Below are 18,163 nucleotides of genomic sequence, written 5' to 3'. Positions count from 1 at the left end.
AGCAGCACCCCTCGCGCCAGCCGTGCGCGACATGCCGCCACTTCGCATCGGTCCGCTCACCGTCGACGTGCCCGTGGTGCTGGCACCGATGGCCGGTGTGACGAATATGGCGTTCCGTCGACTGTGCCGCGAATACGGCATCGGCCTGTACGTGACCGAGATGATCACCACACGTGCCCTCGTGGAGCGCAACGACGTCACGATGCGCCTCATCCAGCACCATGAGTCCGAGACCCCGCGCTCCATCCAGTTGTACGGTGTCGACCCCCGATACACGGGCGAGGCCGCGCGGATCGTCGCGGGGGAGGACCACGCCGACCACATAGACCTCAATTTCGGGTGCCCCGTCCCGAAGGTGACGCGCAAGGGCGGGGGATCCGCCCTCCCCTGGAAGCGCGACCTGTTCCGCGACATCGTCGCTGCCGCGGTCGATGGGGCGGGTGACGTGCCCGTGACCGTGAAGATGCGCACGGGCATCGACGCCGAGCATTCGACCTTCCTCGAGGCTGGTCGGATCGCGGAAGACGTCGGTGCCGCGGGCGTCGCGCTGCACGCGCGGACTCTCGAACAGTCCTACTCCGGAACAGCCGACTGGTCGGCGATCGCCGAGCTCAAACAGCACGTGACGAGCATCCCCGTGCTCGGAAACGGCGATATCTGGAGCGCGGCCGACGCCGTGCGCATGGTCGAGGAAACGGGCTGCGACGGCGTCGTGGTCGGCCGCGGATGCCTCGGTCGCCCATGGATCTTCGGTGAGCTCGCGCGCGCGTTCGGCGGCGACGCTCCGCTCGTGGATGCCTCGCTCGCGTTCGTCGCCGCCGCGTTCCGCCGCCACGCGGAACTGCTCGTGGAGTTCTACGAGGACGAGTTACGGGGGTGCCGTGACATCCGCAAGCACGCCGGCTGGTACTTCAAGGGGTACCCGGTCGGCGGCGAGATGCGCGGCCGTTTCACACAGGTCGACTCCCTGGCTCAGATCGACGACCTGATCGGCGAGCTCGACCTGACCGTTCCGTTCCCAGGCGACAGCGTGGAAGGTCCCCGCGGTCGATCCGGACGCTCCCGGCGCGCGATCCTACCCGAGGGCTGGCTCGACTCGCGAGAGCTGGCGTCGGCCGAGTCGGCGGCACTGCACGAAGCGGAGCTGGATACCAGTGGCGGCTGACCGGGCGGCGGGCTACACGGACGCCGACGTCGAACGCTTCATGCCAGAACGGCGTTCGCAGCGCGGCGAGTTCGCACGCGACCGGGCGCGAGTGCTGCATTCGGCGGGCCTGCGGCGCCTCGCCGCGAAGACCCAGGTGCTCAGCCCCGCGAGCGACGCCGATTTCGCGCGGAACCGGCTGACCCACTCGCTCGAGGTCGCCCAGATCGGGCGCGAACTGGCGTCGGCACTCGGTCTCAGCGACGACGTCGTCGATGCGGCCTGCCTCAGCCACGACCTCGGCCACCCACCGTTCGGCCACAACGGCGAACGCGCGCTGAACGCCTGGGCGTCCGACATCGGCGGCTTTGAGGGCAACGCCCAGTCGTTGCGGATCCTCACGCGACTCGAGCCGAAGATCACCGGCGATGATCGCTCGGTCGGGCTCAACCTGACACGGGCCACGCTCGACGCGACGTGCAAGTACCCGTGGACGATCGACGACCCCGCACACGATCCCGGTGGGCGGCTGAAGTTCGGCGTGTATCCGGAGGACGAGGAGATCTATCGCTGGATGCGCGGTGGCGCACCGGCACGCGCCCGTTGCATCGAGGCGCAGGTGATGGATCTCGCCGACGACATCGCGTACTCCGTGCATGATTTCGAGGACGCGGTCGTCAACGGCTACGTCGACGTGCCACGCCTCGCAGACCCCGCCGAACACGACGCGTTCGTCGGTCGGATTCAGGCGTGGGTCGGTTATGACTACAGTCGCGACGAGCTCGCGGAAGCGCTCTCCCGCCTGACGCGTCAGCCGATGTGGCTCACGCGGTTCGAGCGTTCGCGTGCCGACCTCGCACGCCTCAAGAACCTCACGAGTGACTTCATCGGACGTTTCGCGAGCGCCTCCGTGGACGCGACGCGGGCCGCGTATGCCGACGCATCACTGACCCGCTACGGCGCCGACGTGGTCGTGCCACGCGAGATCGAGCTCGAGATCGCCGCGCTCAAGGGCATCATGGGGGCCTCCATCGTGACGATCGAGGCGCGGCGCAACGTGTACGTCGAGCAGCGACGCGTGCTGACGCGGATCGCCGACGCGCTGTGGAACGCCGACACGCTGTGGTCGTCGGGAGCCGACCAGCTCGACCCGTCCCTCGCGGCAGACTTCCTCGAGGCGGGCTCCGACGCCGAGCGCAAACGCGTGATCGTCGATCAGGTCGCGAGTCTCACCGACCAGACGGCCGTCGCGTGGCACTCGCGCCTCGTCGGCGACATCGACCCGGCCTCGGTCGGCATCTGGATGCGCGCGGCGCAGGCGGCACCGCTCGGAGCGCACTGATGCCGCGGATCCGCCAGGCCGACGTCGAGGAGGTCAAGGGGCGCATCAACATCGCCGACGTGATCGGCGAGCGCGTCGCGCTGAAGACCGCCGGCATCGGGTCGCTCAAGGGCCTGTGTCCGTTCCACGATGAGAAGAGCCCGAGCTTCAATGTGCGGCCGAGCCAAGGCTTCTACCACTGCTTCGGCTGCGGTGAATCCGGCGACGTCTACACGTTCCTACGCGAGATGGACCACCTGACGTTCACCGAGGCGGTCGAGCGCATCGCGCAGCGGGTCGGTTACCAGCTCACCTACGAGGAGGGCGGCGGACCCGCGCCGGCGGCGAGCGGACGGTCCCGTCTCTACGCGGCGAACACGCAGGCGGCCGAGTTCTTTCGTGAGCAGTTGCTGTCGCCGGAGGCTGAGCGTGCCCGGGCATTCCTCGGCAGCCGCGGCTTCGACCCCGGCGCCGCGAGCCATTTCGGCGTCGGGTACGCGCCGAAGGGCTGGGACGGTCTGCTGAACCACCTCGAGAAGCAGGGCTTCACCCGCGACGAGCTCATCACATCCGGTCTCGTTTCGACGAATCAGCGCGGTGGCGTCTACGACCGCTTCCGTGGGCGCCTGGTGTGGCCGATTCGCGACGTCACGGGGCAAACGATCGGCTTCGGCGCGCGCAAGCTCTTCGACGAGGACCAGGGCCCGAAGTACCTCAACACGCCTGAGACGCCGATCTACAAGAAGAACCAGGTGCTCTACGGCCTCGACCTCGCCAAGCGCGATATCGCGCGAGGGGATCCGAAACGTGTCGTCGTGGTGGAGGGCTACACCGACGTTATGGCGTGTCACCTCGCGGGAGTGACGACGGCCGTCGCAACCTGCGGCACGGCCTTCGGCAGCGAGCACATTCGGATGCTGCGGCGCGTGATGGGCGATGACTCCGCGACGGGCGAGGTGATCTTCACCTTCGACGGCGACGAGGCCGGCCAGAAGGCGGCGCTGCGCGCGTTCGCCGACGCCGACCGCTTCTCCGCCCAGACGTTCGTGGCGGTCGCGCCCGACGGGCTCGATCCGTGTGACCTGCGCCTGCAGCGCGGCGATCAGGCGGTTCGCGGGCTGCTCGATCGTCGCGCGCCGATGTTCGAGTTCGTCATCGATCGCAAGATCTCAGACTTCCCGTTGACGAGCGTTGAGGGCCGAGTCGGGGCGCTGCGAGCCGCGGCACCGATCGTGGCGGAGATCCGTGACCGTCTGCTGCGGCCCGGATACGAGCGGGTCCTCGCACAGCGGCTCGGCATGGATCCGATGGACGTGCACCGTGAGGTCGAAGACGCCGCGCGCGGGCGCCGATCCGATCGGGACCGAACAGCTCCTGCCTCGGCGGCGCCTGCCGCGGCCCCGGCCGTGACGCTCGCGGCCCTTCCCCGCACGACCGACGTCGTCGTCGAACGCGACGCATTGACGGGTGTCCTGCAGTACGGCCACCGCATCGACCCGTCGCTCCTGCAACGGGCGCTGTCGCTGCCCTTCCGCACCCCGGCCCTCGACACCGTGCGGGCTGCCATCGCGAGTATCGATCGGACGAAGCCGGGCTGGGGGCAGGCGGCGATCGACGAGCTGCCACAGGCACTGAAACAGCTCGGGGGAGAGGTGCTCATGCGCGACTTCCCCGCGCGGAACGAGGAACTCGCGGCGCGATCGGCGAACGATCTGTGTCGGCGCTTGATCGTCCGCGCGCTCGATGCGCAGAAGCATGAGCTGCTGGGCGCGGTGCAACGCGTCGCCCCGGAATCCGAAGAGGGCCGCGCCGTGCGCATGCGGCTGCGGGACCTCGACCTGGAACGGCGCCGTCTCGTCGAGGACTGACCCGACACCGGGTGCACACCCGGTTACGACGCGTCAGATGACGTTCTCTGCTCGACAGTTCTGAGAAGATGTCTCCATGCGTGTTCCCGAGCTGACCGACCACGCGTTGCGCCTCGACGATCTCAGCGTCGCCCGCGGCCGCGGTTCGTCCCGTGTGCGGGCGGTGGATGGAGTGACGCTGGCACTGCCGTTCGGTGGCGCGTGGTGCGTGTCCGGGCCGACGGGCGCCGGAAAATCTTCGCTTGGCGCTGCGCTGTCCGGACAGTTTCGCCGTGACGTGAGCATCGTCGGCGGATCCGCTCTCGTCTGCGGCATCGACGCACGTCGCCCCGGGCGCGCGCGGAGCGTGCTGACCTATCGGACGGGCTATCTGTCGCAGGACGACGGCCCGGCTCTCGACCCCGATCGCACGGTGGGCGAGACGATCGTCCTGCCGATCGTCGCGCGCGAACCGCGCGCCGACCGCCGCCGCCTCGCCGAGCGCATCGCGCATCTCCTCGACGAGGTGCGCCTGCCGCTCGGCGCCGCGGACAAGTTCCCGCACGAGCTGAGTGCCGGCATGCGCCAGCGCGTCGCACTCGCACGCGCGCTGGTGATGGATCCGCGGCTCCTGATCGCGGACGAACCACTGGCCGGAATCGACGTCGAGGTGCGCCACGTGGTGCGCGACGCGATCCTGCGCCGTCGCGAGGAGTGGGGCATGGCCGTGCTCGCGATGACCAACGACACCGGTTTCGCCGACGACATCGGCGCTGGTCGCCTCGTGCTGGATCAGGCCGTCGTCGTCGCACAGCGCGCGCCGACGGGCGAGCCGATCGTCACTCCGGGAAACGAGGGCGCACTGGCATTCCTCGAGGTGTGAGGCCCGCGAGACCGACGCGCCCGGACCATCGCCTGGTTTCGAGGTGACGCCATGGATTTGATAGGCTTGTCGGGTTGCGCCACGCGCAGCACGAGGTGATCCTCGGTAGCTCAATGGCAGAGCAGCCGGCTGTTAACCGGCAGGTTATTGGTTCGAGTCCAATCCGGGGAGCGAAAAGGCCCCCACCGCACTGCGGTGGGGGCCTTCGTCGTGACAGCAGCCGGAGCGCCCTCAGCCCCGTTCGTCGTCTCGGTTCGAGTCGCCGAACTTGTCGGCGAGGTCGTCCTTCAGCTCTTTGGCTCTGTCCTTGACGTCCTCGAACGCCTCTTTCGTCTCTCCTTTGGCCTGGTCGGCCTTACCCTCGGCGACGGCGCTCTCGTCGTCGGTGGCCTTACCGTAGGTCTCCTTGGCTGAGCCCTTCAGCTTGTCGGCCTTGGCGGAGATCCTGTCATCGAGTCCCATGATTTCCTCCTTCTGATCGACGGATAGCCGGTCGTGCCGAGCATGTCAGGATGGCTGTACCGCATGCAAGGGCGACGTCGATAATCGCAGGACGCTGGTCAATGGGTGAGGAAGCTGGTATGAGCCGTTCCTCCCAGAGCTGGCATCAGCCGATCGCTCCGACACATCGACACGGACCGTAGCGAAACGCAGTTGAACGTCAAGGGACTTGTCCTTGAACGAGAGACGTTTGATTCTCGAAGCATGTTGCGAAAGACAACCGCCATCGTGGCGCTGGTCATGTCGTTCACCGCGCTCACAGCCTGCGCATCCATCCCTGCAGATCCCGACGGGACTCTGGAACAGATCCGAGACACGGGCGTCCTGCGCGTCGGGGCGTCCCCGGCGGCGCCGCTCGTGGACACGTCCGGCTCAGAACCACGCGGCATTCTTCCCGAGACCGTGCGCGACTACGCCGCGTCCCTCGGCGTCGACGTGACGTGGTCGGTCGACAGCGAGGAGCGGCTCGTGGCCGCTCTGGAGCGCGACGAGGTCGACCTCGTCATCGGCGGGATAACCGATGCCTCTCCGTGGTCGAGCCGCGCCGGGATCACGCGCAGCTATCCGTCCTTGGCGCCGAACGGAAGCGACCCGATCTCCATGCTGGTGCCGATGGGCGAGAACGCTCTCCTCGTGTCACTCGAGGAGTACCTTGATGAGGTGACGCGATGACACACCGACTCGGGCGAACCGAGCTTCCACGAGAGCAATCGGAAGCACTGCGCAAGGCCGTCTTTTGGGAGTGGTTCACCATCGCTTACACGGGCGTCGGGATCGTTCTCGTCGCTTTCGTGGTCGGCGGCTCTCAGGCGATGAAGGCGGCATGGATCGAGGACATGCTGACGCTCGTATCGCAGCTTGCATTCCTCATCGCGTTGCGATTCGTGCGACGACCACCGTCGGGGCGCTTCCCGTACGGCAGGCATCGTGCGATGGCGGTCGGGCACCTCGTTTCAGGAGTCGCACTGTTCACTGTCGGTGCGATCCTCGCCGTCGATTCCGCTTCGAGCCTGATCATGGTCGAGCACCCGTCGATCGGATCCGTTCGCCTGTTCGGGCAAACGATCTGGCTTGGCTGGCTCATGATCGCCGTCATGGTCGTCGTGGCTATCGGGCCCCTGATCCACGGGCGACAGAAGGCACGACTCGCCCCCGTGCTCCATGACAAGGCGCTCCACGCTGACGCGGACATGGCGAAAGCCGACTGGACGACGAGCCTGGCGACAATCGTCGGCGTGCTCGGGGTCGGCATCGGGCTCTGGTGGCTCGACAGCGCGGCGGCCCTCTTCATCTCTGCCGGAATCGTGATGGACGGAGTCCGGAACGTGCGCGCCGCGGTATCCGACCTGATGGACCAGCGCGCGCGGACGTTCGACTCGACGAAGCCAGAGCCTCTGATCGACGCCGTCTTGACGCGCACGATGCTTCACCGCTGGGTGCGAGCCAGCGGAGTGCGGATGCGGGACATGGGCCATGTCTTCCACATCGAGGTCTTCATCGTGCCGCGTCGAGGGAGAGTGAAGCTCGACGAACTCGAGAAACTGCGCTCGGACATCGTCGCGCTCGACTGGCGGGCACAGGATGTCGTTGTCACCCCCGTCGCGGATCTGCCCGACGAGGCTCGCGGAGATGACGCCTGACTGCCCTACCCACGCGCGACCGCCGATACAACCCCCTCGACCACATCGGGCGCGCGATTTACGGTGAACTTCCCGACGAAAGGAGCGTGACATGTCCGACACGGTTCTCTCCGCGACGGAGGAATTCGTTCGCCTGCAGCTGCAGCACGCGCTGACGATGGAGGACGACTCTCTTGCCTCGCTCGAACGGCTTGAGCAGGCCTCACGTTCGCCCGAGGTCGGGGAGCTGTTTCGCCACCACCAGGAGGAGACGAAACAGCAGATCGAGAATCTCCATCGTGTGTTCGGTGAACTCGGGTTGCCGATGCTGGCGTCCCCGTCGCCGGCGACGAAGGGCATCGTGCAACAGGCCGAGACGCTCCTGGCACAGGCGGGGCCGACGCGGCAAGACGAAGCCGCGCTGACCGCGGCGCTCGGCAGCGAACATTACGAGGTCGCGGTCTACACCGCGTTGCTCGCCTCTCTCACCGATGGGGAACCAGAGGTCGCGTACCTCCTGCACAGCAATCTCGATCAAGAGCACCACACAAGCAACGAGCTTGCGGTGTGCCTCCGGAAGCGGGCGCACTGAGACGTGTGCACCACGCGAGCCGTATTCGCGGGCGGACGACGGGAAGTTGTCGCCCGAATCGGCGCATGAAAGCAGAGATGACATGACGGACCCGAAGAAGACGCGCGGAAGACCGCTCCTGATGACGCCCGCGCCGTCGATGGCCATCTGCTCCTCCCTCGACGATCTCGCTCGACTGTTGAACGCGCTCGGCCCGCTCTACGTGCGCTACAGCCGGGGCCCCGATGTCGACGCAAGTGAACAGAGTAAGGACGGCGAGAGCGGACTGCCCCTTCCCGGCCTGTCTGTGAACCCGCTTTCGCCAGAGCGCTGGTGGACCCGCCCACTGCAGCACTGGCTCGCGCGCCAACTCATGCAGTACCGGCACCTGGAGGCCAGAGACAGCGGCGAGTTCGCCTGGGTCCTGGCCGGCGACGAGGTGGCGCGTGGTCCCGATTGCGAGCCGCTGTTGGCCGGCGTCGTCCCAATCGCCGATGTGACCGAGCAACTTCTGAACGAGGCTGATCAGGTGTACGCGGCCGTTTTCGACCGCGGTGCCCTTCCCGCTTCTGGCAAGGGAGACGCCGAAAGCTGACGACCCGATGCCGCGTCGCGATCCGTGTCAGGGACGTCTCGCCGGGCTCACCGTTATCGACTTGTGACCGTCGGAGAATACTGACAGGGTGAAGCTGTGCCGCGAAGCTCGCGGCACGCGGAGCCCCCGGCACCGCCACAACTGACGGTGGAGCGTACACATGGGCAAATTCATCTACGACGGATCGACGAAGGTCGATATCGAAGACCGCGCGCTCGCGCACGTACAGGTCGTCATCGGGACAAAGCTGAGACGAGGCGAGGCCTTCTACTTCACGTGGCGTGAGGAGGCCAGCGTGGGGGACGGACGCACGAGCGTCTGGCTCCACGAGTCGATTCCTCTCGTCTATCGTTTCTCAGGGAGTCGGCGCCCCGAACTGAACCCCGCGTGGCTCGACGCACTGGCTTATACGGCAAACTCGTCTTTGGGGCTCCACGTCGTGCCGGAGCCCGCAGAAGGATCGACGCCGCCCGCCGGCGCGATGTCGGAATAAGAGCGCCGATCGTCGGCACCGCACGGAACGAGAGGATCCCGTCATGGGCCAGCTGATCTATGGAAGTCCCGGGCGAGCAATCGAGATCGACGACGACGCGCTCGCGCACCTCAAGCTCGTCGCGACGACGAAGCTCCGGCGCGGCGAGAGCTTCACGTTCTCGTGGGTCAATCCCGCCGGGGAGGGCCCGGGCCGGAGCACGATCTGGCTGCATCCCGCGATTCCGCTCACCTTCGAATTCGACGACGCGCAGCCCGCCGAGCTCAGCACTCGGTGGCTGGAGGAGCTGGCGCAGTCGTCGCATTCGACGGGTGGGATCCGCATGGACTTGTCACAGCCCGTGCCCCGCGAGTAGCGCCTTCAGGCGCGCCCGTCAGAGGTGCTTTCCGCCGGTGACGCCGAGAACGATCCCCGAGACGTAAGACGCATCCTCGGACGCAAGATAGACGTACGCGCCCGCGAGTTCGGCGGGTTGCCCCGCGCGACCGAGCGGCGTGTCTTGCCCGAACTTCGGGAGTTTGTCGGGCCAGCCGGTCGCCGGGATGAGGGGCGTCCAGATCGGCCCGGGAGCAACGCCGTTGACACGGATCCCGTTCGCGCCCTGCTGCTCGGCGAGGGCCTGAACGAAGGCGACGAGTGCCGCCTTCGTCATCGCGTAGTCGAGGAGACCTGGCGACGGCGAGAATCCCTGGATCGACGTGGTGACGATGACGGAACTGCCAGCGGGCAGGAGCGGGAGCGCCTCCCGCGTCATCCAGAACGGCGCATAGAGATTCGTGCGCATCACTCGGTCGAACTCGTCGGTGGGGATGTCCGCGTCGTCATCGCGTTGCTTCTGATACGCCGCATTCAGGACGAGAAGGTCGAGCCCGCCGAGCTGTTCACGGGCGTCGATAACGGCGCTCCGAGCAACCTTCTCGTCGCTGACGTCGCCGGGGAGCAGCACGCAGCGTCGCCCAGCCGCCTCGACCTGGCTGGCCGTGATCTCGGCATCATCCTGCTCTTCCGGCAGATAGCCGATCGCCACATCGGCACCTTCGCGGGCGAACGCGATCGCCACCGCTCGTCCGATACCCGAGTCGCCGCCGGTGACGAGGGCACGCCGATCGGTGAGGCGTCCAGCGCCGCGATAGGAGTCCTCGCCGTGGTCGGGCGTAGGCGTCGTCTCCTCGATTCGGCCGGGCTGCGTGCCGTCGTCTTCCGGAAACGCCTCGGGGCGGTACTTGGTCCTGGGATCGGAGAGATGTGCGCTCATGCGGGCAGGCTACGGTCGATCCGGGGTGGTGGGAGGGGCCTTGACATCCGGACGCCTTCCATGCCCGTGAGACGCTGCCGCGGGATCCGGCGGCGAAGGGCTCCTCGTCGCTTGACGCCCTCGGACGGCGTCGTCATACTGGTGCGCCACGTCGCAGACGGTGCGACGTTGATGGAAGGAAGACGATGTCAGCTGAGATCCACACCTGGTGGCCGCGACTGTCGGTCGAGGCGAAGCACGCGCTCCGCGAGCATCCCGGCGCGGTGATTCCCGCCGAGGTCCGCGTCGAGATCGGGGAGATCACCGGCGGCACGGTGGAGGAGGGCGCGCGCCTGAGTGACGATGAGGTGCAGTTCATCGAGACGCAGCGGGAACAGGTCGACTGATACGCGGCGACCTCGCGAAACGACTCGTGGCTCGGTGCCGCGCGTGATCGCGGCCGCCGACAGCGCCGCGCGGGCTAGCAGGGCCCGGCGCGCGCCGCCACCCCCTTCCGCAGCCCGCCGGGAGAGGAGCACGGTAGGCGGATGAACACCGGACACGGACCTCGACGCGACCCGACGAAGGTCACGAACCAGCCCGCGCTCCGGAGGTCGTCAGGAACGATCTGGCTGGTGATGGTCGGGCTGCTTCTGATCGCAGGCGTGGCGATGCTCGCGCTGATCATCGCGCGCGGCGGCGCGGCCGTGCCGGTCGCGATCGTGAGCGCCGCTCTGGTGCTCGGGCTCTACGCCGTGCTCGTGATCGCGCGGTTCACGGTGGCTGGCCGCATGACGCGCCTGCGAGTCATGGCGGGAGCGATGCTCGGCATGGCACTCGTCGCGGTCGTCGGTACGATCGCGAGCGCCTGGATCACGTGGCAGAGCTCGCGCTGAGGGCCCAGGGCGCGGGTGGTCAGGCGCCCGTCGCGAACGGCCATCCGGTGTAGGCCTCCGCGAGGTAGGTACGGCCCGCCTCCGACTCGACGACGGTGCGCAGCTCGCCGACCTGGCGGCGGCGGTCGAAATCGCTCGCGCCCGGTGCAATGTGCAGCATGCTCGTCATCCACCACGAGAAGTGCTGTGCTTTCCAGATACGGCGCATCGCGAGCTCGGCATAGGCGTCGATCGGACCCTCATCACGGCGCACGAGGAGCGACTCGAGTGCCGAGGAAAGGAGCACGACGTCGGCGATCGCGAGGTTCATGCCCTTTGCCCCGGTCGGTGGCACGGTGTGCGCGGCGTCGCCGACGAGGGCGGCCCGGCCGTGACGCAGCTCGCGGGCGACGAAGCTGCGGAAGCGCAGGACGTCGCGCTGGAAGATCCGCCCCTCGTTCAGGGTCGTTCCCGGTACGCGCGCCTGAAGCGTGTCCCAGATCTCCGCCTCGCTCATCTCGTTCGGGTCGGCGTCGGGATCGCACTGGAAGTACATGCGCTGAACTTCAGGCGAGCGCTGGCTGATGAGTGCGAAGCCGTTGTCCGAGTTGCTGTAGATCAGCTCCTCCGAGCTCGGCGGAGCCTCGCACAGGATCCCGAACCAGGCGAACGGGTACTCGCGGAAGTAGCCCTCGGACGACCGCCCGGCGACCTGGTGGCGCACGACGGAGTGTGAGCCGTCGGCGCCGACGACGAAATCGGCCTCGATGATGAGCTCGCCGCCGTCGCGGTCCGCGGCGATGACGCGCGGCCGGTTCGAGTCGATGTCGTCGACGCGGCTCGCCGTCACCTCGAAGCGCAGATCCTGTCCCCGAGAGAGGCGCAGCGCGAGAAGGTCCGTGAGTACCTCATGCTGCGGGTAGAGCCATACGCCGCGGCCGGTGAGCCCCGCGAAGTCGATGCGATGGCGTTCGCCGTCGAATCCGAGCTCGATGCCGTCGTGCCGGTCGCCGACCGAGTGCACGCGTGAGTCGGGGTCGATTCGCGCGAGCAGGTCGACCGTCCCCTGCTCGAGGATCCCTGCGCGGATCGTCGTCTCGATCTGGGCGCGGGAGCGGGAGTCGAGCACGATCGAGTCGATGCCCGCCTCGGCGAGGAGGTGCGAGAGGACGAGGCCGGCGGGGCCCGCGCCGACGATGGCGACCTGGGTGCGGAGCGAGGTGGTCATGTCGTCTCCTTCGACGTGGCGTTGATGGGTGAGGGCGATGTCGCCCTGAAGGAAAGTGTGCACCGGGAGGTTACGACGGGGCGAGCGAATCCCGTTCAACGGGATTGAACGAGGTCCGCCTCGACGGCGGTCGCGGCACGCACGAGCGCGTCGACGGCACGACCGGGATCGGTGCCACGGGGCAAGACGGCCGACAGGGCGGCGACGACCTCGCCCCGATCGCGTATCGGGGCGGCGACTCCCGTGGACACGCTCTCGACTGTGCCGGGGGCGACGACGTAGCCGTCACGGCGGATCCGAGCGAGCAGGCGCCGCAGCCCGTCGGGATCGGTGGGCGTCTCCGCGGACACCGGACTCAGCGGCGAGGACAGCACTCGTTCGCGTACGAGGGGATCCGCGTGGGCGAGGAGCACGAGGCCTGACGATGACGCGTGCAGCGGCAGCCGCCCGGCGACGCGGGTGATGTTCGCGCCGGCCGCGGGATGAGACAGCCGCTCCAGGAAGAGCGCTTCACCCTGCTCGAGGACCGCGAGTTGGGTGTGCTCGCGAATGACCGTCTGGACGCGCTCCATGTGGGGGAGCGCGGCCTGACGCAGTCGCAGGGCCGTGGACCCGCGCAGCGCCAACTCCCACAGCCGCATGCCGAGCCGGATCCGGCGCCCGTCATCGCGCTCAAGGAGTCCCTCCCGAACGAGCTCATCGACGATGCGGTGCGTCGTGCTGGTCGGGAGCCCCGCACGGCGCGCGATATCGGTCATCGATTGAACGGTGCGCTCCGAGCTGAATGTGTCGAGAACGCGGACGAGGCGGGTCGTCATCGAGTCGCCCGACCGAGAGTTCGCCATGCCGTCAGCTTCCCATGGCGCGGCCGCCGCGCTACAATCGTTGGGCCCCCAACTAATGCGGCTCAGTCGCCGCAGACGATCGAAGGAGATCCGATGCAGTTCTACCGCGATGGCTATCAGTCGGGCGACCCGGACATCCGCCCCGTTGCTCGCGAGACGCTCGAACGCGAGGCGAGCGCGCGACCCGGCGAGCTCCCCGACACGGTTGATGTGCTCATCGTCGGTACGGGGCCTGCGGGGACGGTGCTCGCCGCGCAGCTCGCCCAGTTCCCCGAGATTCACACGCGGATCGTCGAGCGGCGCGCGGAGCCACTGAAAGTCGGGCACGCCGATGGCGTGGCGTGCCGCACGGTTGAGATGTTTCAGGCGTTCGACCTCGCGCAGCCACTCATCCGCGAGGCGTACTGGGTGAACGAGGTGCGATTCTGGGGTCCATCGGAGTCCGATCGCAGCAGGATCACGCGAACCGGGTGGGTCGAGGACACCCCGGAGGGCCTCAGTGAGTTCCCTCACGTGATCGTGAACCAGGCGCGCATGCAGCAGTTCCTTCTTGAGCACGCGGCAAACTCGCCGAGCCGACTCGAGGCGGATTACGGCATCGCGTTCGTCGACTACGAGATCGTCGGCGGCGAGTACCCCGTGCAGGTCACGCTGCGGCGCACCGCCGGGACGAACGAGGGTGAGGAGCTCACTGTCCGCGCGAAGTACGTCGCCGGGTGCGACGGCGCGCGCAGTGCGGTCAGAGACGCGCTCGGCATCGAACTGAAGGGCGACGCGGCGAATCACGCGTGGGGCGTGATGGATGTTCTCGCGACGACCGACTTCCCCGACTGGCGCACGAAGAACGTGGTCCAATCGGCAGGGAAGGGCAGCCTGCTGATGATCCCTCGCGAGGGCGGCAACATGGTGCGCTGCTACGTGGATCTCGGCGAGGTGACGGAGCGCGACGGCGCGATCCGCAAGAAGACCGCCGCGGAGATCGCCGAGGTGGCGGGCGCGATCCTCCACCCGTTCTCCATCGACATCAAGGAAGTCGCCTGGTCGAGCGTCTACGAGGTCGGGCAGCGTCTCGCCGATCGCTTCGACGATCTGGAAGACGACGCTCCAGCGGACGCCGTGCCGCGAGTGTTCGTCGCGGGCGATGCCTGCCACACGCACAGCGCGAAGGCCGGCCAGGGCATGAACGTCTCGATGCAGGATGCCTTCAACCTGGGATGGAAGCTCGCCGCGGTCCTCCGCGGACAGTCCGACGGCACGCTGCTGCGGACCTACTCCGAGGAACGCCGTGCGATCGCCGCGGACCTGATTGCGTTCGACCGATTCTGGTCGGCGTTCATCGCGCAGCCGGCGCTGGATCCAGATCACCCCGAGCGCGGCGGCGTGTCTCCGGAGGACATGCGTGCCGAGTTCGCGCGGCAGGGACGCTATACGGCGGGCTTCGGCACGGTGTACGAGCCGTCACGGCTCACGGGCAGATCCACGCACCAGCACCTGGCGACGGGCTTTGAGATCGGAACGCGCTTCCACTCCGCACCCGTGCGGCGGATCGCGGACGGCCGGCGGATGGAGATCGGGCATACGCACCGAGCCGACGGCCGTTGGCGTCTCTACGCGTTCGGCGACGCCGGGGGAGGGCGATTGAACGAGTTCGCGACCTGGCTGACCGAGGCGGCAGACGCTCCTGTGGGGGCCTTCACCCCTGCTGGCGACGACCTCGACAGCGTGTTCGACGTCCATGGCATCGTCCGTGGATCCCATCACGACATCGACGTGACCGCGCTGCCGTCGATCCTCCTGCCCACGTCGGGGCCGCTCGGTCTGCAGGACTGGGAGAAGGCGTGGGCGACCGACCCGGTCGACGACATCTTCGCGCGGCGTGGCATCGCCTCCGCCGGTGCGCTCGTCGTCGTGCGTCCGGATCAGTATGTCGCCCACGTGCTGCCCCTGGACGCCCGGGAGGAGCTCACTGACTTCTTCTCGGGCGTGTTCCGAGAAGCGTGATCGGCAGCGGGACGGGGATCGACATGGACGCCAGCAGCCTGCCTGAGCCGCAGCGACACATCGGCAATCTCATCCGGCGTGCGCAGCAGCTGCACGTGATGACCTGGGCGCGCATCGTGTCGAGCGAGATCACGAGTGCGCAGTACAGCGTGCTCGTCGTGCTCGACCGGCGCGGGGAGGCGAGTCAGCGTGAGCTGTGCGACGAGGTCGATCTCGATCGCTCCACGGTTGCGGGCCTGGTGCGCCGCCTGGAGCGGGATGGCCTCATCGTCCGCCACCGCGCGGACGGCGACGCGCGGCGGAACGTCGTCACGCTGACACCGGCCGGCGCGACGGAGCGCCAGCGGCTCGCGCCGCATGTCGCCCAGGTGCAGCGTGAGTTGACGGCCGGGCTGGGGGAGGACGAGGCGCAGATGCTCTTTCGGGGACTGTGGCGGATGCTGCAGCGTACCTGACCGCGCTGACAGGGCGGATCGCCGTCAGCGAGCGTCGACCCGCGCGAACTGCTCGAGCGTCTCGATGACGCTTCCGACGTGCGCCGCCATGGCCGACCGTGACGCTTCGACGTCGCCCGCGCAGACCGCGTCGATGATCGCGAGGTGCTCCGGCAGGGACGTGCTCGGACGCCCCGGCACGAGAAACAGGCGGAACTGATGCCGCACCATCTGGCCGTGGAGCTGCGACAACATCCGCTCGGCCGCACCGTGTTGCGCGATCTCACGTAGCAAGCTGTGGAGCGTAACGTTCAGGTCGGAGTACCCCATGAGCTCGTTACCCTCGACGGCCGCGCGCATGTCCCGACCGATGCCGCGGAGGGTCTCGACCTGCTCGGGCGTCGCCCGCTGGGCAGCCCGCGCCGCGACCAGCGCCTCGATCGACTGGCGGATCTCGGTGATCTCGATGGCCTCCTGGACCGTGATCTCTCGTACGCGCGCCCCACGGTTCGGCTGCAGCTCGACCAGGCCTTCGGCCTCGAGCTGGATCAGCGCGTTGCGCAAGGCGAAGCGACTCGCCCCATACTGCTTCGCCAGGTCGGCCTCGATCAGGCGCTGGCGCGGCGCATAGTCGCCACGCAGAATGTCGTCGCGCAGCCGGCGGCGGATGTCGTTGTTCTCTGCCACGGGAGCCCTCCCACGCGCGGGCGCATGACGCCCGGTGCGCACATGTCATTGGTCACCAAGATTGTTGACAATCTAGCGGGCGGGACCGTAGATTGGCCAGTGCGCGGCCGAGATTCGCCGTCATTCACCCCGTCACCAGGTCAGAGAGGACCTTCCATGGCCGTTGAAGAGAACTTCGACCTCGCCCACCTCGGGGCGATCGAGCTCTACACTCCGCGATTCGAAGAGAGTCTCCATTTCTTCCGTGACATCTGCGCGATGAGAGAAGTCGAGCGGATCGGCGACTCGGCTTATCTCCGCTGCTGGGACGAGTACCAGCGATACTCGCTGAAGCTCACGGCCTCTGACACGAACGGGGTCGGACGCACCCTCCTGCGCACGACCTCCGAAGACGCGCTGTCGCGACGTGTCGCGGCCATCGAGCGGACGGGGCTCGGCCACGGGTGGCGCGATCCCGAGGTCGGTGTCGGGCGCTCCTACGAGTTCGAGGATCCCGACGGCCACCTGATGGCCCTCTACTACGACACCGAGCACTACGTGCCGGACGACACGGACCGCCCGGCGCTGAAGAACCAGGCATCGGCGTTCCCGGGCAGCGGCATCAATGCGCGCCGAATCGACCACATCAACTATCTCGCTTCTGACGTGACGGCGGCGGGTGAGTTCTGGAGCGACGTGATGATGTCGCGCGAGTCGGAGCGCGTGCGACTCGACGAGGGCGGTTACGCGGCGCGGTGGTTCCGATTCCACCAGAAGTCATACGACGTGGTCTACTCCGGCGACTGGACGGGGGAGCGCGGCCGCTTCCACCACTTCGCGTTCTCGCCGGACTCTCGCGAAGACATCCTGCGCGCCGCCGACATCTGCCTCGAGAACGACATCTTCATCGAGTACGGACCGTACAAGCACGCGATCAACCAGACGTTCTTCCTCTACGTGTGGGAGCCGGGCGGCAACCGGATCGAATTCGCGAACGCGCAGGCACGACTGTTGCTCGACCCCGACTGGCCGGTCGTGGAATGGTCCGAGGCCGAGCGTGCAAAGGGCCAGGCCTGGGGCATGAAGACCGTACCGACGTTCCATACCCACGGCACGCCGTACGTCGAGAACCAGGAAGAGATCGACCGCGCCGCGATGGAGGGGCGTCACTGACGACCCCGATCCGTCTTACGCAGGACGGAAGGCGTGACGTCGCTTCGCCGGTTCGGCGTCGACGGCGGCCAACGCGGCGAGGATCCGGCGCGCTGCGGCCGGATCCTTCGCCGTCGTCGTCACGGCACCGGAGAAGGTCGTCTCGATCGCGCAGTCGCCCGGGAGAACCCCGAGGATCTGCACCCCCGGTTCGCCGACGAGCTCGCTGAGCTGCTGGAACCCGAGATCCGCCTCGCCCGCGGCAACGAGGCGCGCGACCGGAATCCCCGGGGGAGCCTGTCGCAGGCGATCTCCCAGTTCGTCTGCGAGACCCCACTGCTCGACCATGCGCACGAGTGCACTCCCGCTGGGGCCCGTGGAGTAGCCGACGGACGCCGCCGACCGCAGCGCATCGCGCACGCCCTGCGCATCGGAGAATGCCGCGCCAGCGGGTCGCACGGCCGGCTCGTCGGATCCGGACGGCACTGCGACCGCCACCTCAGAGCGCACCAGCGGCGTGATCGTCTCGGCATCGATCGCGCCGCTGGCCGAGAGACGCGTCAGAGCCGCCGACGAGAGAAAGACCAGGTCGACGGCCTCACCGCCGGAGACGCGCTGCTCGGCGTCGACGCCGCCGGTCGCGGTCAGCTCGACCGCGTGATCCGCGAGCAGCTCCTCGAGCAGATGGCGCGTCGCCATCGAGGTCAGAGCTTTCATCGTGCGCCTCCGTGGATCGGCGCGGCGACCGGCCAGG

General features: G+C 67.9%; 21 protein-coding genes and 1 tRNA gene. 16 read left to right on the top strand and 6 right to left on the bottom strand.

The window, feature by feature from the left end; genetic code table 11:
• The first annotated feature begins 31 nt into the window (after nt 1-31).
• From dusB to IEW87_RS10080, 5 genes are all read left to right on the top strand, one after another.
• Nucleotides 32-1,165, top strand: coding sequence for a tRNA dihydrouridine synthase DusB (gene dusB, locus IEW87_RS10100; RefSeq protein WP_188712747.1), 1,134 nt, complete (start codon nt 32-34; stop codon nt 1,163-1,165).
• Nucleotides 1,149-2,486 (top strand): deoxyguanosinetriphosphate triphosphohydrolase, encoded by a 1,338-nt coding sequence (locus tag IEW87_RS10095; RefSeq protein WP_373285129.1) that lies wholly within the window; start codon nt 1,149-1,151, stop codon nt 2,484-2,486. Before dusB ends, IEW87_RS10095 begins: the two co-directional genes overlap by 17 nt.
• On the top strand, nt 2,486-4,333 hold the full coding sequence (gene dnaG / locus IEW87_RS10090) for a DNA primase (RefSeq protein ID WP_188712095.1): 1,848 nt from the start codon (nt 2,486-2,488) through the stop codon (nt 4,331-4,333). The genes IEW87_RS10095 and dnaG overlap by 1 nt, the downstream gene beginning before the upstream one ends.
• A 76-nt stretch (nt 4,334-4,409) precedes the next feature.
• Entirely contained in the window at nt 4,410-5,195 is a 786-nt protein-coding gene (locus IEW87_RS10085) for an ATP-binding cassette domain-containing protein (protein WP_188712094.1), read from the top strand.
• A gap of 99 nt (nt 5,196-5,294) precedes the next feature.
• Nucleotides 5,295-5,366: transfer RNA gene (locus IEW87_RS10080), tRNA-Asn, on the top strand.
• A 60-nt stretch (nt 5,367-5,426) separates the two neighbouring features.
• Here the strand turns inward: IEW87_RS10080 and IEW87_RS10075 are convergent.
• The gene (locus tag IEW87_RS10075) at nt 5,427-5,657 is read right to left on the bottom strand and encodes a CsbD family protein (RefSeq protein ID WP_188712093.1); all 231 of its coding nucleotides are present in this window, start codon (nt 5,655-5,657) and stop codon (nt 5,427-5,429) included.
• A gap of 243 nt (nt 5,658-5,900) precedes the next feature.
• On the opposite strand from IEW87_RS10075, the gene IEW87_RS10070 reads away from it, so the two are divergent.
• The 6 genes from IEW87_RS10070 to IEW87_RS10045 all read left to right on the top strand — a co-directional run bounded on the left by IEW87_RS10070 (nt 5,901) and on the right by IEW87_RS10045 (nt 9,329).
• Entirely contained in the window at nt 5,901-6,368 is a 468-nt protein-coding gene (locus IEW87_RS10070; RefSeq protein WP_188712092.1) for a transporter substrate-binding domain-containing protein, read from the top strand.
• Nucleotides 6,365-7,336 (top strand): cation diffusion facilitator family transporter, encoded by a 972-nt coding sequence (locus tag IEW87_RS10065; RefSeq protein WP_188712091.1) that lies wholly within the window; start codon nt 6,365-6,367, stop codon nt 7,334-7,336. Before IEW87_RS10070 ends, IEW87_RS10065 begins: the two co-directional genes overlap by 4 nt.
• 91 nt (nt 7,337-7,427) lie before the next feature.
• Nucleotides 7,428-7,907: a YciE/YciF ferroxidase family protein gene (locus IEW87_RS10060; protein WP_188712090.1), complete on the top strand. Its 480-nt coding sequence runs from the start codon at nt 7,428-7,430 to the stop codon at nt 7,905-7,907.
• Nucleotides 7,908-7,989: 82 nt separating this feature from the next.
• Nucleotides 7,990-8,481 (top strand): DUF6098 family protein, encoded by a 492-nt coding sequence (locus tag IEW87_RS10055; RefSeq protein WP_229731082.1) that lies wholly within the window; start codon nt 7,990-7,992, stop codon nt 8,479-8,481.
• A 160-nt stretch (nt 8,482-8,641) separates the two neighbouring features.
• Nucleotides 8,642-8,974 carry a DUF7882 family protein gene (locus IEW87_RS10050; RefSeq protein WP_188712089.1) on the top strand — a complete coding sequence of 111 codons (333 nt, stop codon included), beginning with the start codon at nt 8,642-8,644 and terminating at the stop codon, nt 8,972-8,974.
• A 43-nt stretch (nt 8,975-9,017) separates the two neighbouring features.
• Complete coding sequence (locus IEW87_RS10045) at nt 9,018-9,329, top strand: DUF7882 family protein (RefSeq protein WP_188712088.1); 312 nt, start codon at nt 9,018-9,020, stop codon at nt 9,327-9,329.
• 18 nt (nt 9,330-9,347) lie between these two features.
• On the opposite strand, the gene IEW87_RS10040 is transcribed toward IEW87_RS10045, so the two are convergent.
• The gene (locus tag IEW87_RS10040) at nt 9,348-10,229 is read right to left on the bottom strand and encodes an SDR family oxidoreductase (protein ID WP_188712087.1); all 882 of its coding nucleotides are present in this window, start codon (nt 10,227-10,229) and stop codon (nt 9,348-9,350) included.
• 185 nt (nt 10,230-10,414) lie between these two features.
• On the opposite strand from IEW87_RS10040, the gene IEW87_RS10035 reads away from it, so the two are divergent.
• Together IEW87_RS10035 and IEW87_RS10030 are read left to right on the top strand one after the other, a co-directional pair.
• Nucleotides 10,415-10,615, top strand: a complete 201-nt coding sequence (locus tag IEW87_RS10035) for a hypothetical protein (RefSeq protein ID WP_188712086.1) — start codon at nt 10,415-10,417, stop codon at nt 10,613-10,615.
• Nucleotides 10,616-10,756: 141 nt separating this feature from the next.
• Nucleotides 10,757-11,104: a hypothetical protein gene (locus tag IEW87_RS10030; RefSeq protein WP_188712085.1), complete on the top strand. Its 348-nt coding sequence runs from the start codon at nt 10,757-10,759 to the stop codon at nt 11,102-11,104.
• A 19-nt stretch (nt 11,105-11,123) separates the two neighbouring features.
• Here the strand turns inward: IEW87_RS10030 and IEW87_RS10025 are convergent, their stop codons facing one another.
• Together IEW87_RS10025 and IEW87_RS10020 are read right to left on the bottom strand one after the other, a co-directional pair.
• Nucleotides 11,124-12,311 (bottom strand): 4-hydroxybenzoate 3-monooxygenase, encoded by a 1,188-nt coding sequence (locus IEW87_RS10025; RefSeq protein WP_188712084.1) that lies wholly within the window; start codon nt 12,309-12,311, stop codon nt 11,124-11,126.
• Between the two features lie 95 nt (nt 12,312-12,406).
• Complete coding sequence (locus IEW87_RS10020; protein WP_188712083.1) at nt 12,407-13,156, bottom strand: IclR family transcriptional regulator; 750 nt, start codon at nt 13,154-13,156, stop codon at nt 12,407-12,409.
• 93 nt (nt 13,157-13,249) lie between these two features.
• Here IEW87_RS10020 and IEW87_RS10015 point away from each other — a divergent pair, with 93 nt between their 5' ends.
• Nucleotides 13,250-15,157, top strand: coding sequence for an FAD-dependent monooxygenase (locus IEW87_RS10015; protein ID WP_188712082.1), 1,908 nt, complete (start codon nt 13,250-13,252; stop codon nt 15,155-15,157).
• A 23-nt stretch (nt 15,158-15,180) separates the two neighbouring features.
• On the top strand, nt 15,181-15,612 hold the full coding sequence (locus tag IEW87_RS10010) for a MarR family winged helix-turn-helix transcriptional regulator (protein ID WP_188712081.1): 432 nt from the start codon (nt 15,181-15,183) through the stop codon (nt 15,610-15,612).
• Nucleotides 15,613-15,636: 24 nt separating this feature from the next.
• Here the strand turns inward: IEW87_RS10010 and IEW87_RS10005 are convergent, their stop codons facing one another.
• Nucleotides 15,637-16,278, bottom strand: a complete 642-nt coding sequence (locus tag IEW87_RS10005; RefSeq protein ID WP_188712080.1) for a GntR family transcriptional regulator — start codon at nt 16,276-16,278, stop codon at nt 15,637-15,639.
• Between the two features lie 156 nt (nt 16,279-16,434).
• Here IEW87_RS10005 and IEW87_RS10000 point away from each other — a divergent pair, with 156 nt between their 5' ends.
• Nucleotides 16,435-17,430 carry a VOC family protein gene (locus tag IEW87_RS10000; RefSeq protein WP_188712079.1) on the top strand — a complete coding sequence of 332 codons (996 nt, stop codon included), beginning with the start codon at nt 16,435-16,437 and terminating at the stop codon, nt 17,428-17,430.
• Nucleotides 17,431-17,445: 15 nt separating this feature from the next.
• Here IEW87_RS10000 and IEW87_RS09995 read toward each other — a convergent pair whose 3' ends face one another.
• Nucleotides 17,446-18,126 (bottom strand): substrate-binding domain-containing protein, encoded by a 681-nt coding sequence (locus tag IEW87_RS09995; protein ID WP_188712078.1) that lies wholly within the window; start codon nt 18,124-18,126, stop codon nt 17,446-17,448.
• Nucleotides 18,127-18,163: the final 37 nt, after the last annotated feature.

This window comes from Microbacterium faecale (assembly GCF_014640975.1).
Taxonomy (GTDB): Bacteria; Actinomycetota; Actinomycetes; order Actinomycetales; family Microbacteriaceae; genus Microbacterium; species Microbacterium faecale.
Note: the sequence above shows the minus strand (reverse complement) of the source record. Positions and strands in the feature narration are given on the sequence as shown.

Bases quoted from the DNA above. Each gene is read 5' to 3' on its own strand.
- dusB (WP_188712747.1), top strand. From the start codon at position 32: ATGCCGCCACTTCGCATCGGTCCGCTCACCGTCGACGTGCCCGTGGTG.
- dnaG (WP_188712095.1), top strand. From the start codon at position 2,486: ATGCCGCGGATCCGCCAGGCCGACGTCGAGGAGGTCAAGGGGCGCATC.
- IEW87_RS10085 (WP_188712094.1), top strand. From the start codon at position 4,410: ATGCGTGTTCCCGAGCTGACCGACCACGCGTTGCGCCTCGACGATCTC.
- IEW87_RS10075 (WP_188712093.1), bottom strand. From the start codon at position 5,657: ATGGGACTCGATGACAGGATCTCCGCCAAGGCCGACAAGCTGAAGGGC.
- IEW87_RS10070 (WP_188712092.1), top strand. From the start codon at position 5,901: ATGTTGCGAAAGACAACCGCCATCGTGGCGCTGGTCATGTCGTTCACC.
- IEW87_RS10065 (WP_188712091.1), top strand. From the start codon at position 6,365: ATGACACACCGACTCGGGCGAACCGAGCTTCCACGAGAGCAATCGGAA.
- IEW87_RS10060 (WP_188712090.1), top strand. From the start codon at position 7,428: ATGTCCGACACGGTTCTCTCCGCGACGGAGGAATTCGTTCGCCTGCAG.
- IEW87_RS10055 (WP_229731082.1), top strand. From the start codon at position 7,990: ATGACGGACCCGAAGAAGACGCGCGGAAGACCGCTCCTGATGACGCCC.
- IEW87_RS10050 (WP_188712089.1), top strand. From the start codon at position 8,642: ATGGGCAAATTCATCTACGACGGATCGACGAAGGTCGATATCGAAGAC.
- IEW87_RS10045 (WP_188712088.1), top strand. From the start codon at position 9,018: ATGGGCCAGCTGATCTATGGAAGTCCCGGGCGAGCAATCGAGATCGAC.
- IEW87_RS10040 (WP_188712087.1), bottom strand. From the start codon at position 10,229: ATGAGCGCACATCTCTCCGATCCCAGGACCAAGTACCGCCCCGAGGCG.
- IEW87_RS10035 (WP_188712086.1), top strand. From the start codon at position 10,415: ATGTCAGCTGAGATCCACACCTGGTGGCCGCGACTGTCGGTCGAGGCG.
- IEW87_RS10030 (WP_188712085.1), top strand. From the start codon at position 10,757: ATGAACACCGGACACGGACCTCGACGCGACCCGACGAAGGTCACGAAC.
- IEW87_RS10025 (WP_188712084.1), bottom strand. From the start codon at position 12,311: ATGACCACCTCGCTCCGCACCCAGGTCGCCATCGTCGGCGCGGGCCCC.
- IEW87_RS10020 (WP_188712083.1), bottom strand. From the start codon at position 13,156: ATGGCGAACTCTCGGTCGGGCGACTCGATGACGACCCGCCTCGTCCGC.
- IEW87_RS10015 (WP_188712082.1), top strand. From the start codon at position 13,250: ATGCAGTTCTACCGCGATGGCTATCAGTCGGGCGACCCGGACATCCGC.
- IEW87_RS10010 (WP_188712081.1), top strand. From the start codon at position 15,181: ATGGACGCCAGCAGCCTGCCTGAGCCGCAGCGACACATCGGCAATCTC.
- IEW87_RS10000 (WP_188712079.1), top strand. From the start codon at position 16,435: ATGGCCGTTGAAGAGAACTTCGACCTCGCCCACCTCGGGGCGATCGAG.
- IEW87_RS09995 (WP_188712078.1), bottom strand. From the start codon at position 18,126: ATGAAAGCTCTGACCTCGATGGCGACGCGCCATCTGCTCGAGGAGCTG.